Raw genomic sequence first — 12,366 nt, forward strand, 5'->3', positions numbered from 1 at the left:
TGAAGCACGCCGCCCCGGATCGGGGCGGGCCGTGGGTCAGGCCGCAGCGCGGATCAGTGCTCCACGGCGCCGGCCGCACCGCGCGGCACGCGGATGCTTTCCACCAGTTCCTGCACCCGCTCCGGTGCCGGCTTGGTCAGGGCCAGCGTGATGTAGGCCGCGACGAAGTTCAGCAACGCACCCACCGCACCGAACGACAGCGGCGAGATGCCGAACAGCCAGTTGTCCGGGGTGTTGGGCAGCATGTTGGTGCCGGGAATGAAGAACCAGCCCAGGTAGGTGAAGATGTAGAGCACCGTCGCGCCCAGGCCGACCAGCATGCCGACCACCGCACCGGCGGAGTTCATCTTCTTGGAGAAGATGCCCATCATGATCGCCGGGAACAGCGAGGAGGCCGCCAGACCGAAGGCCAGGGCCACCACCTGTGCCGCGAACCCGGGTGGGTTCATTCCCAGGTAGGTCGCCACGACGATCGCCACCGCCATCGACACACGTGCCGCGAGCAGTTCCCCCTTTTCGGAGATGTTCGGTCTGAATGTCGATTTGATCAGGTCGTGGCTGATCGCCGAGGAGATCGCCAGCAACAGTCCCGCCGCCGTCGACAGTGCCGCTGCAAGGCCACCCGCGGCGATCAGGCCGATCACCCAGGGGGGCAACTGCGCGATCTCCGGGTTGGCCAGCACCAGGATGTCCTGGTTGAACGTCACGATCTCGTTGCCGGCCCAGCCGCGCTCGGCAGCCACGGCGGCGAACTCTTCGTTGGCGGCGTTGTAGTACTGGATGCGTCCGTCCTGGTTGAGGTCCTCGAAGCGCAGCAGGCCGGTCTGCTCCCAGTTGTGCATCCAGTCCGGGCGCTCGTCGTAGGCGATCGGCAGCTCGGTGGTGCCCTCGGGGTAGATGGTGGTGATGATGTTCAGCCTCGCCATCGCACCCACGGCCGGGGCCACGGTGTAGAGCAGCGCGATGAACACCAGCGCCCAGCCCGCCGACTTGCGGGCGTCCGACACCTTCGGCACGGTAAAGAAGCGGATGATCACGTGCGGCAGGCCGGCGGTGCCGATCATCAGCGACAGGGTGAACAGCACCATGTTCAGCGTCGAACCGTGGTGGCCGGTGTAGTCCTGGAAGCCCAGCTCCATCAGCACCTGGTCGAGCTTGGCCAGCAGCGGCAGGCCAGACTCGGTGTGGGTGGAGAACAGGCCCAGCTGCGGCAGCGGGTTGCCGGTGAGCTGCAGCGAGATGAACACCGCCGGGATCGTGTAGGCCACGATCAGCACGCAGTACTGCGCCAGCTGCGTGTAGGTGATGCCCTTCATGCCGCCCAGCACCGCGTAGATGAACACGACCGCCGAGGCGATCATCAGCCCGGTGGTGTTGTCGACCTCCAGGAAGCGCGAGAACGCCACGCCGGCACCGGTCATCTGCCCGATCACGTAGGTGACCGACATGATCAGCAGCGCCGCCACCGCCACGAGTCGCGCGGTGCGGCTGTAGAAACGGTCGCCGATGAAGTCGGGCACGGTGTAGCGGCCGAACTTGCGCAGGTAGGGCGCCAGCAGCAGCGCCAGCAGCACGTAGCCGCCGGTCCAGCCCATCAGGTAGGTCGAGTTGCCGTAGCCGACGAACGCGATGAGGCCGGCCATCGAGATGAACGATGCCGCCGACATCCAGTCGGCTGCCGTGGCCGCGCCGTTGACGATCGGGTGCACGCCGCGACCGGCGGCATAGAACTCGGAAGTGGAACCGCCCGGGCCCAGATGGCGATGCCAATGTAGAGCAGGAACGAGCCGATGACGAAGATGAGGTTGATCGTGAACTGGTCCATTTATCGTCGGCCCTTATTGCTCGTCAACGCCGTACTCGCGATCGAGTCGGTTCATGTACCAGGTGTAGAAGAAGATCAAGGCGATGAAGACCAGGATCGATCCCTGCTGCGCGAACCAGAAACCCAGGTCGGTGCCGCCGAAGCGGATGCCCGAGAGCAGCGGGCGCAGCAGGATGCCGAAGCCGAACGACACCAGGGCCCAGATCGACATGCAGATCCAGATGATCCTGAGGTTCGCCTTCCAGTAGTTGCTTGCAGTCTTGTCCAGCATGGTCGTCCCCCGGTCAGAAGCTGTACTTGCCCATGAAGTCGATGCGATTGAGTTCGCCGGACCGGCCGTCCTCGAGTTCGCGCTTGGCGGTGGAAAGCTCGAAGCCGAAGTCCAGCCTCGGCACCGGCGACCACATCAGGTTCACGCGTGCGCTCTGCGCCTTCGCGTTGGCGCTCAGCCCGGTCAGGGCCGACGGGTTGTCGACGCTGGTGTAGCCGAGGATGAAGTTCGAGCGCCAGGTGCCGCCCCAAACACGCCGGTAGGCGGCGTAGGCGGCGAATACATCGAGCGCGTCGATGTCACCGCCGGGGGTGAGCACGCCATCGGCAAAGAATCCAAGTCCAACGTAGCGGCCGATGCCCGAACCCGCGCTCGCCATGAGTCGCAGGTCGTCGGCGCCGAAGTTGATGCGGCTGCTGAAGCTCACGCCATAACCGAGTTCCTCGCTGGAACCGGAGGCAACCGTTTCGTACTTGAGCTGGCGCACCAGTCCGGCCACCGAGAAGAAGCCCCAGTCGCCGGTGAGGCGGTAACGCGCGGTGAGGTCCGGCAGCGAGTTCTGGTCGGCGTCGAAGTACGCACCACCACCGGAGGGCATCAGCGCGGTCTCGGGATTCTCGATCGACACCGACCACGGGCCGCTGGTGTAGCGGACCTGCGACTGGCGCACGAACACCATGCCCTCGGTCGGTCCGACCCAGTCGGTGGTTTCGGGCAGGGCGCCGAGCTCCATGAAGTTCGACCACTCCTGGCCGAGCAGCCAGTTGTCGTAGGTCACGTAGGCGCGCCGCAGGACCGGATTGTAGGTATTGGTGCTGCGCTCGTTTCCGCTCACCGGCACCGCGAAGTCCATCTCGATGCGGGTGCCAAGCCGGGAACCGTTGTCGAGCGTGGTGTCGGTGGTCAGCCAGAAGCGCGACTGCTTGGCATGGGTGTCGTAGACCGGGTCGGTGCCGGCCGAACCCGCGGGGCCCGGGGGCGCCACAGGGATCGCACCGGGCAGGTAGAAGTCGCGACCGACGCTGCCCGGGGCCGGGTTGCCGTCGGTGTAGTCGCTGATCATCGAGTTGGCCTTGATGAAGCCGCCATACCCGAACGTGGTTCCGCGCGGCGACGCGCCGACGATGTTGGTGCGCTGCACCGGGTTGGCCACCTCGGGCTCGGGCGCCGGTGCCGGCGCGGTCGGGGCGGGCGGAGCCGCCTCGCGCTGCTCGACGAGTGCCTGGACCATGCGTTCGAGTTCGGCGACGCGCTGCTCGAGCGCCAGCTCGCGCTCGGACTGCCCCATCGCGTCGCCGGCAGGGCCAGCGCCACGGCGGCGGCCAGCGCGAGGCGCCGCAGCGACCGGTTCGTTGTCGTGTTCGTCGTTGATGCCATCTCGATCCCTCCCTCATGGGTCGTCGCGCTCTCCCCCCGGGGCAGGCGACGTCGAGGCGAGTCTGTGTGGCTGGCGGGCACCGGGGTATTCGCCATTGGTCGTAAACGAGGCCTTAACGAGCAGCGAATAGACGATGGTCTAATTGGAGTACCACCCGGGCCCTCGACAATCGGGTTCTCCCCGCCACGAACGTGTCCCGCAGGACGCCGGAGCCGACCCATGAGCGATTCCATCCATCCCGCCTCGACGTCGTTCACCGATGCCGCCAACATCAAACCCGACGACTACGAGCGTCTGTATCGCGAGTCGGTCGAGGACAACGCCGGCTTCTGGGGGCGGATCGGCGAGCGCCTGGAGTGGTTCACGAAGCCGACCCGCATCAAGGACGTCAGCTACGCGGTCGAGGACTTCCGAATCCGCTGGTACGAGGACGGCGAGCTCAACGTGTCGGTGAACTGCATCGACCGCCACCTCGGCGAGCGCGGCGACAAGACCGCGATCATCTGGGAGGGCGACGATCCCGCCGACTCGCGCCGCATCAGCTACCGCGAGCTGCATGCCGAGGTGTGCAAGCTGGCCAATGCGCTGCGCAACCTGGGCGTTAAGCGCGGCGACCGGGTCACGCTGTACCTTCCGATGATCCCGGAGACCGCCTACGCGATGCTGGCCTGCACCCGCATCGGCGCGGTCCACTCCGTCGTCTTTGGCGGCTTCTCGCCGGATGCGATCGCCGGGCGCATCGCCGATTGCGGCTCGAAGCTGGTGATCACGGCCGACGAGGGCCTGCGCGGCGGCAAGAAGGTGCCGCTCAAGAAGAATGTCGACGAGGCGCTCACGCGTGCGGGCACGAACTGCGTGGAGACCGTGCTGGTGGTCAAGCGGACCGGTGGCGCCGTGGACATGCAGATGCCGCGGGACCGCTGGTACGAAGCGGTCGTGGACGGCCAGCCCGAGGCCTGCGAGCCCGAACGCATGGGCGCCGAGGACCCGCTGTTCATCCTCTACACCTCCGGCTCCACCGGCCAGCCCAAGGGCGTGCTGCACACCACCGGCGGTTACCTGGTCTATGCCAGCTATACCCACGAGTGCATCTTCGACCTCAAGGAGGACGACGTGTACTGGTGCACCGCCGACGTCGGCTGGGTGACCGGGCACAGCTATCTTCTCTACGGCCCGCTGGCCAACGGCGCGACCACGGTGATGTTCGAGGGCGTGCCCAACCACCCCGACATCGGCCGCTTCTGGGACGTCGTCGACAAGCACGGCGTGACGCTGTTCTACACCGCGCCCACCGCGATCCGCGCGCTGATGCGCGAGGGCGAGGAGCCGGTCAGGAAGCGCAGCCGCAAGAGCCTGCGCCTGCTGGGCTCGGTCGGCGAGCCGATCAACCCCGAGGCCTGGCGCTGGTACCACGAGGTCGTCGGCGACAGCCGCTGCCCGATCGTCGACACCTGGTGGCAGACCGAGACCGGCGGCATCCTGATCACCCCGCTGCCGGGCGCGATCCCGCAGAAGCCAGGTTCGGCGACGAAACCGTTCTTCGGAATCCAGCCGGCCATCGTCGACGCCGAGGGCAACACCAAGGACGGCGCCACCGAAGGCAACCTGGTCATCCTGGATTCCTGGCCGGGACAGATGCGCACCGTGTTCGGCGACCACCAGCGCTTCATCGACACCTACTTCAAGACCTACCCGGGCCGCTACTTCACCGGTGACGGCTGCCGCCGCGACGAGGACGGCTACTACTGGATCACCGGCCGCGTCGACGACGTGATCAACGTGTCCGGCCACCGCATCGGCACCGCCGAGGTGGAGAGCGCGCTGGTGGCGCACGAGAAGGTGGCCGAGGCCGCCGTGGTGGGCTGTCCGCACGACATCAAGGGCCAGGGCATCTACGCCTACGTCACCCTCAACGCCGGCGAGGAGCCGTCGGATGAACTGCGCAAGGAGCTGGTGCAATGGGTACGCAAGGAGATCGGCCCGATCGCGACGCCGGACCACCTGCAGTGGGCACCGGGCCTTCCCAAGACGCGCTCGGGCAAGATCATGCGCCGCATCCTGCGCAAGATCGCCGAGAACGCTCCCGACCAGCTGGGCGACACGTCGACACTGGCGGATCCGGGCGTGGTGAACTCCCTGCTCGAGGGCCGGATGAATCGCTAAACGACGGGGATCGTGGGCATACTCCCCCCATGCCCACGATCCTGATCGCAGACGACCACCCGCTGTTCCGCGAGGCGCTCAAGGGCGCGGTGGCGCAGGTGCTTCCCGACGCCAACCTGATCGAGGCCGACGGCACGGAGGCGCTGTACGCGCTGGCCGAGGTCAATCCCGACGCCGACCTGCTGCTGCTCGACCTCACCATGCCCGGTGCGAACGGCTACAGCGCGCTGGTGCACCTGCGCGGCAGCCAGCCCCAGCTTCCGGTCATCGTGGTGTCCGCGCGCGAGGAGCCGGCGGTGATCCGCCGCGCGCTCGACCATGGCGCGGTCGGCTTCATCCCCAAGTCCTCCGATGCCGCGACGATCCGAGATGCGATCGCCACGGTGCTCGACGGCGGCACCTGGGCTCCGGCGCAGGCGCTGAGCGCCGACGGGGTCAGCGACGAGGAGGCCGACATCGCCGCTCGCCTGCGCGAACTCACCCCACAGCAGTTCCGGGTGCTCTCGATGCTCGGCACGGGCCTGCTCAACAAGCAGATCGCCTACGAACTGGGCGTGTCCGAAGCCACGGTCAAGGCGCACATGACCGCGATCCTGCGCAAGCTCGGCGCGTCCAACCGCACCCAGGCCATCCTGCTGGCATCCAAGCTGTCCGTGGACCCCAGCGGCATGCCGACCCTGCCCCCCGACGAAGCCTGAGCCTCAGCCCGGCACCACGCTGCGTCGCCGCTGGGCCGCCAGGAAGGCCCGCAGCGACGCCGGCTTCAGCGGCTTGGTCAGCACCGGGAATCCCGCAGCGCGCGCCAGCCGCTTGACGCCATCGCTGCCGTCCGCGGTCAGCAGCGCGCCTGGCGTCTCCTGGCCGCACAGCCCACGAAGCGCGGTCAACGCGGTCAGGCCGTCGAGTTCGTCGTGCAGGTGGTAGTCGGCCAGGATCACCTCGGGCTGGTGCGCACGCGCCGCGGCCATGGCCTGTTCGACGGTTTCGGCGGTGACCACGTCCACGCCCCAGCGCCCGAGCAGCGCTTCCATGCCATCGAGGATCTCGCGGTCGTTGTCCAGGCACAGCACGCGCAGGCCGGACAGGCTCAACTCGGGACTGGCCCGGCGCACCGGCGGCAGGGCCGGTGGCTGTGCCACCAGCGGCACGCGGATGCTGAACACGCTGCCGTGCCCGGGCCAGGAGCGCACCCGGATCGGGTGGGCGAGCATGCGCGAGATGCGTTGGCAGATCGACAGGCCCAGGCCCAGGCCGCGCTCGCCCCAGGGCGATGGATTGTCCAGGCGACGGAACTCGTCGAAGATCTGCCGCAGGTGGTGCTCGGGAATGCCCGGCCCGGTGTCCCAGACCTCGATCTCCACGCGTCCCCCGTGCCTGCGGCAGCCCATCAGCACCTTGCCCGAGCGCGAATAGCGCAACGCGTTGCCGACGAAGTTCTGCAGCACCCGGCGCAGCATGCGGCGGTCGCTGTACACCGTCAGCCGCGTCGGGCAGCGCCGGAACTCGATGCCGCGGTCGGCCGCCAACGGCGCGTACTGCTCGGCCAGCCCGCGAAGCAGTTCGTCGAGGTCGAACGCGGTGACCTCCGGCTGCAGCGCCCCGGCATCCAGGCGGGAAATGTCGAGCAGGCCGTCGAGCAGCTCCTCGGCGGCACGCAGCGAAGCGTCCACGCGCTCGGCCAGGCGGCTCTGTTCCGCCGGCTCCGCCGAGCTGCGCAGCGCCGAGGCGAACAGGCGTGCGGCGTTGAGCGGCTGCAGCACGTCGTGGCTGAGCGCGGCGAGGTAGCGCGTCTTGGATTCGTTCGCGGCCACCGCCTCGCGACGTGAACTGCGTTGCGCCTCCAGCGCGTCGTGGAGCTCGCGGGTGCGCAGGATCACCCGCGCTTCGAGCGAGTCGTTGGCATCGCGCAGCGCCTGTTCGACGCGCTTGTAGTCGGTGACGTCGGTGTAGGTGGTCACGTAGCCGCCGCCGGGCAACGGCTGGCCACGCATCTCGATGACCTGGCCGTTCGGGCGCACGCGCTCGAACACGTGCGCCGAACCCATGCGCATGTAGTCCACGCGCTTGGCCACCATCGCCTCGATGTCGCCCTCGCCCAGCTCGCCGTGCTCGGCGTTGTAGCGGATCAGGTCGGCCACCGGACGACCCACGTAGAGCATGCCGCTGGGATAGTCGAACATCTCCTGGTAGCGCCGGTTCCAGGCCACCAGGCGCATGTCGGGATCGACCACGCTGACTGCCTGCGAGATGTTCTCCAGCGTCGCCGAGAGGATCTCGCGGTTGAAGCGCAGCTCCTGGCTGGCCTCGTCGAGCATCGATACGACCTCGCCCAGCTCCATGCCGGTGCCGCGCAGCATCGTGGTCAGCGTCATGCGAGCCGAGGCCGCGCCGATCGACGCCGCCAGCAGGCGCTCGGTGAACTGCACCGTGGCGCGGTCGGCATTCGCCGCACCCGCCTGCTCCTCGCCGCGCGAGGCGATGTATTCGGCGAACGAGCGCGAGGCGTGGCGTTCGCCGACGATGCGGCTGGCCAGCGACTGCAGGTCGGCCACGCTGACGCTGCCCTGCCAGTTCACCGACGACATCGGTGGCCGGTAGGCGTACGGATCCAGGAACGGCGTGGCGCGCAGGCGCTCGTCGAAGCTGGGCCGGTTGCGCGCCGAGACGATCAGGAACGCACCGACGTTCATCAGCAGCGACCAGAACGTGCCGTGGGTGAGCGCATCCCAGCCGCTCAGCCCGAACAGGCCTTCCGGCCGCAGCCAGTGGATGTTGAACGGGCCGTAGGCCAGCCACTCCGCACCGAACCAGCCCGCGCGGGTGAGCGTGGGCAGCAGCAGCGTGTAGATCCAGAGCGCGAATCCCAGGCTCAGGCCGGCCATGACCCCCTGGCGGCTGGCGCCACGCCAGTACAGCCCGCCGATCAGCGCCGGTGCGAACTGCGCCACCGCGGCGAAGGCCAGCAGCCCGAATGCCGCCAGGTTGCCGGTGCCGGCCGCGGAACGGTGGTAGGCGAAGGCCAGCAGCACCAGCACCAGCATCGTCGCCCGGCGCACCCACAACACCACGCCACCGACCGGGTTGCGCTGTTCGGGGCTGAACAGCGAGCTCTTCCACAGCATCGGCATGACCAGGTCGTTGCTGACCATCGTCGACATCGCCACGGTGGCGACGATGACCATGCCGGTGGCGGCCGAGAAGCCACCGACATAGGCGGCCAGCGCCAGCGCATTGGACTCATGCGCCAGGGGCAGGGCCAGTACCCACGAGTCCGGCGCCACGTCGGTGCCGGCGAACATCGCGTGGCCCGCGGCGGTGATCGGCAACACCATGATGCAGATCAGCACCAGGTAGCCGGTGAACATCCAGCGCGAGCGGCGCACGTCGCCGACGTCCTCGCACTCCACCACCGCCACCTGGAACTGCCGCGGCAGGCAGATGATCGCGGCGAAGGCCAGCAGGGTCTGGGCGAGGAAGCCGGTCGGCAGCTCGGTGGTGGTGAAGTCGCGCATCGAGACCAGCAGGCGCTCGCTGATCGACTCCGCCCCGGGCAGGTGCGCGAATGCGAACGCGCCCAGCGCCAGGAACGCCACCAGCTTGACCAGCGACTCCAGCGCGACCGCCAGCATCATGCCGTGGTGGTGCTCGGTGGCATCGATCTGGCGCGTGCCGAACAGGATCGCGAACACCGCCAGCAGCAGTGCGGTGTACAGGGCCGGGTCGGCGAAGACCGAGCGGGCGCCGAGCGCCTCCGCCGGCGTGGCGGTGAGCACGTCGATGCTCATGGCCACCGCCTTGAGCTGCAACGCGATGTAGGGGATCACCGCCACCAGCGCGATGAAGGTCACCAGCGCCGCGAGGCTCTGCCGGCGGCCGTAGCGCGCGCCGATGAAGTCCGCGATCGACACGGTGCTCTGCGCATTGCCCACCAGCACCAGGCGCTCGAGGATGCGCCAGGCGAAGACGAACAGGATGATCGGACCCAGGTAGATCGGCAGGTAGCCCCACACGTTCGACGCCGCGGTGCCGACCGCCCCGTAGAACGTCCACGAAGAGCAATACACCGCCAGCGCCAGGCTGTAGACCACCGGCCTGAGCCAGGCACGCGTCGGGTACAGCGGCCGGCGATCACCCGCCCAGGCCACGCCGAAGAGCAGGCCCACGTAGGCCACCGACACCAGCAACAGGATCCAGCCTGGGATCATCGGGCCCTCCACCCGGTTCGCCCAGCGATCATAGCCCGGCCCCGCCGGTCCGTCGGTGCCCGCGGTCACGGGCGGCCCCCGGCCAAAGTCGAACGGCCCGGCCGGATCGCGCGTGGCAGACTTCCCCACCATGGACACCGCGGCCGGACTGGACCTGGACTCGCCCCCCTTCGACCTGCTCGACGAGGCTGCGCGGGACCGGCTGCAGTCCGCCGTGGATTTCGGTTTCTTTCCCGCCGGCACGCGCCTGATCGAGCAGGGCCGACCCTCCGAACACGCCTTCGTCGTGCTCAAGGGCCGGGTCGACGCCTCCGACGAGCGTGACGGAGCCTCCCATCGCTTCGCCGACTACGGGCCCGGTGACGTGTTCGGCGCCTTCGCGGTGATCATGGGACGCGCCCGCCACACCTACACCTCGGCCGAGGACACGCTGTGCCACCTGATCCCGGCCGGCCTGTTCCAGAAGCTGATCGCCGAGAACCCGCGTTTCGCCGCGTTCTTCCACGAGGGCCTCTCGGTCAAGCGCAAGCTGCTGGCCGAGCAGCAGAGCGGCTCGGAGCTCACCCGCCTGATGCTCACCCGAGTCATGGATGCGCAGCTGGCGCCGGCCGTGGAGGTACCGGCCAGCACCGGCATCGCCGACGCCGCGGAGCGGCTCAAGCTCGACAAGGTCGACTGCCTGGTCGTCGCCGCAGGCCACGGCCAGCCGCGCGGCATCGTCACCCGCACCGACCTGCTCGAGGCGGTGGCGCTGTCCGGCCTGGGCCTGGACACCCCGGTGGGCGACCTGGCCAGTCGCCCGCTGGTGGCGGTGCGCTCCGAGGACGTGCTGTTCCAGGCGCTGGTGACGATGACCGAGAAGCACATCGAGCGCGTTGCCGTGCTGGACGGCGAGCGCGTGCTCGGCACGCTGGGCATGGCCGAGGTCCTGGCCCACTACGCCAGCAATTCCCACCTCATCAGCCTGCGCCTGGCCCGCGCCGAAAGCCTGGAGGACATCGCCGAGGCCGCCTCGCGCATGACCGCGCTGGTGCGCACGCTGCACGCGCAGGGCGCGCGCATGAGCTACCTGATGGAGATGGTCAGCGCCCTGAACTCGCGCATCATGGGGCAGATATTCCAGACCCTGGTGCCGGCCGAATACCGCGACAAGGTCTGCCTGCTGGTGATGGGCAGCGAGGGGCGCCGCGAACAGATCCTCAAGACCGACCAGGACAACGCGCTCGTGCTGGCCGACGACCTCGACTGGCCCGGGCTGGACGAGGCGATGGACCGCTTCAGCGAGGCGCTGGGCAAGGTGGGCTACCCGCCCTGCCCGGGCAAGGTCATGGTCAACAACCCGTACTGGCGCATGAGCCAGACCCAGTGGCGCAAGCGCATCGACACCTGGCGCAAGGACTCCGGCGGCCAGACCGTGCTCGACCTGTCCATCGCGCTCGACGCCCGGCCGATCGCCGGCAACACCGCGCTGTTCGAGCCGGTGAAGGAGGCGATGATGGCCCTGGGCGGCGACCTCGTCCTGATGCGCTTCATGGCCGAGGGCGCACTGGGCTTCGGCACGCCGCTCACCCTGTTCGGAAAGGTCCGCACCGAGGAGGGGCGCACCGACCTCAAGAAGGGCGGGGTGTTCCCGCTGGTGCATGGCGTGCGCACGCTCGCACTCACCCACGGCATCCGTCGCAGTTCCACCTTCGACCGGCTGGCGGCGCTGGGCGAGGGTGAAGTGCTGAGCGCGGAGATGACGCGCGACGTGACCCAGGCGCTGGCGGTGTTCCAGCGGCTGCGGCTGGCGCAGCAACTCGCCGACGACGAGGCCGGGCTGACGCCGGGCAACACGGTGGACGTGCGCGGCATGCGCAAGCTCGACCGGGAACTGCTGCGCGACGCACTGCGGGTGGTCAACGGCTTCAAGGACACCCTGCGGCAGCGGTTCCAGATCAGCGGGTGAACCGCCCCAAACGCAGGAACCCGCCATGAGGCGGTTCCTGGGATATCCGGACCGCAGGCGCGGTACCGGGAAGGCTTACTTGATCTTGCCTTCCTTGTACATCACGTGCTTCCGGACGACGGGATCGTACTTCTTGATCTCCATCTTGTTCGGGGTGTTCTTCTTGTTCTTGTCGGTCGTGTAGAAGTGACCGGTGTTGGCCGAGGAGATCAACCGAATTTTATCGCGCTTGGAAGGCATGGTTCAGGACTCCTCAGATCTTCTCGCCACGGGCACGCATTTCGGCAAGCACGGAGTCGATACCGTTCTTGTCGATGGTGCGCAGGGCATGGTTGGACAGCCGAAGCTTGATCCAGCGGTTCTCGCTGGCACCCAGATGCGACGCTCGTGCAGGTTGGGCAGGAAGCGACGACGGGTCTTGTTGTTGGCATGCGAGACGTTGTTGCCGCTCTGCACTCGCTTGCCGCTGACTTGGCACACTCGGGCCATGACGCACCTCTTCGTTTTCGTGGCGGCTCCCTTGGCCAGGGAGTCATCGGCCCCGCGGCCTGGGCCGCGCGCGATACGGGTGGGTGT

The 12,366-nt window shown here is 68.3% G+C and carries 8 protein-coding genes and 1 pseudogene; 3 read left to right on the forward strand and 6 right to left on the reverse strand.

Going from position 1 to position 12,366, the window contains the following annotated elements:
* Nucleotides 1–53 precede the first annotated feature (53 nt).
* From FU658_RS08395 to FU658_RS08405, 3 genes are read right to left on the reverse strand one after another with little or no spacing between them, the layout of a single operon-like run.
* Complete coding sequence (locus tag FU658_RS08395; RefSeq protein WP_321167738.1) at nucleotides 54–1,829, reverse strand: sodium:solute symporter family protein; 1,776 nt, start codon at nucleotides 1,827–1,829, stop codon at nucleotides 54–56.
* Nucleotides 1,830–1,838: 9 nt separating this feature from the next.
* The gene (locus FU658_RS08400; RefSeq protein WP_147891674.1) at nucleotides 1,839–2,096 is read right to left on the reverse strand and encodes a DUF4212 domain-containing protein; all 258 of its coding nucleotides are present in this window, start codon (nucleotides 2,094–2,096) and stop codon (nucleotides 1,839–1,841) included.
* 13 nt (nucleotides 2,097–2,109) lie between these two features.
* Nucleotides 2,110–3,384, reverse strand: a complete 1,275-nt coding sequence (locus FU658_RS08405) for a DcaP family trimeric outer membrane transporter (protein WP_147891675.1) — start codon at nucleotides 3,382–3,384, stop codon at nucleotides 2,110–2,112.
* 309 nt (nucleotides 3,385–3,693) lie between these two features.
* Between FU658_RS08405 and acs the strand changes: the two genes are divergently transcribed.
* On the forward strand, nucleotides 3,694–5,637 hold the full coding sequence (gene acs, locus FU658_RS08410; protein WP_147891676.1) for an acetate--CoA ligase: 1,944 nt from the start codon (nucleotides 3,694–3,696) through the stop codon (nucleotides 5,635–5,637).
* A 29-nt stretch (nucleotides 5,638–5,666) separates the two neighbouring features.
* Nucleotides 5,667–6,335 carry a response regulator transcription factor gene (locus tag FU658_RS08415; protein ID WP_147891677.1) on the forward strand — a complete coding sequence of 223 codons (669 nt, stop codon included), beginning with the start codon at nucleotides 5,667–5,669 and terminating at the stop codon, nucleotides 6,333–6,335.
* Between the two features lie 3 nt (nucleotides 6,336–6,338).
* On the opposite strand, the gene FU658_RS08420 is transcribed toward FU658_RS08415, so the two are convergent.
* Complete coding sequence (locus FU658_RS08420; protein WP_147891678.1) at nucleotides 6,339–9,842, reverse strand: PAS domain-containing hybrid sensor histidine kinase/response regulator; 3,504 nt, start codon at nucleotides 9,840–9,842, stop codon at nucleotides 6,339–6,341.
* Between the two features lie 112 nt (nucleotides 9,843–9,954).
* Here FU658_RS08420 and FU658_RS08425 point away from each other — a divergent pair, with 112 nt between their 5' ends.
* The gene (locus FU658_RS08425; RefSeq protein WP_147891679.1) at nucleotides 9,955–11,790 is read left to right on the forward strand and encodes a DUF294 nucleotidyltransferase-like domain-containing protein; all 1,836 of its coding nucleotides are present in this window, start codon (nucleotides 9,955–9,957) and stop codon (nucleotides 11,788–11,790) included.
* Between the two features lie 75 nt (nucleotides 11,791–11,865).
* Here the strand turns inward: FU658_RS08425 and rpmG are convergent, their stop codons facing one another.
* Together rpmG and rpmB are read right to left on the reverse strand one after the other, a co-directional pair.
* The gene (rpmG, locus tag FU658_RS08430) at nucleotides 11,866–12,030 is read right to left on the reverse strand and encodes a 50S ribosomal protein L33 (RefSeq protein ID WP_147891680.1); all 165 of its coding nucleotides are present in this window, start codon (nucleotides 12,028–12,030) and stop codon (nucleotides 11,866–11,868) included.
* A gap of 13 nt (nucleotides 12,031–12,043) precedes the next feature.
* Nucleotides 12,044–12,279 (reverse strand): annotated as a pseudogene (rpmB, locus tag FU658_RS08435) (50S ribosomal protein L28).
* Between the last annotated feature and the right edge of the window lie 87 nt (nucleotides 12,280–12,366).

The organism is Alkalisalibacterium limincola (assembly GCF_008017755.1).
GTDB lineage: Bacteria > Pseudomonadota > Gammaproteobacteria > Xanthomonadales > Xanthomonadaceae > Alkalisalibacterium > Alkalisalibacterium limincola.

Coding starts and splice junctions, on each gene's coding strand:
- FU658_RS08400 (WP_147891674.1), bottom strand. CDS start 2,096: ATGCTGGACAAGACTGCAAGCAACTACTGGAAGGCGAACCTCAGGATC.
- FU658_RS08405 (WP_147891675.1), bottom strand. CDS start 3,384: ATGGGGCAGTCCGAGCGCGAGCTGGCGCTCGAGCAGCGCGTCGCCGAA.
- acs (WP_147891676.1), top strand. CDS start 3,694: ATGAGCGATTCCATCCATCCCGCCTCGACGTCGTTCACCGATGCCGCC.
- FU658_RS08415 (WP_147891677.1), top strand. CDS start 5,667: ATGCCCACGATCCTGATCGCAGACGACCACCCGCTGTTCCGCGAGGCG.
- FU658_RS08420 (WP_147891678.1), bottom strand. CDS start 9,842: ATGATCCCAGGCTGGATCCTGTTGCTGGTGTCGGTGGCCTACGTGGGC.
- rpmG (WP_147891680.1), bottom strand. CDS start 12,030: ATGCCTTCCAAGCGCGATAAAATTCGGTTGATCTCCTCGGCCAACACC.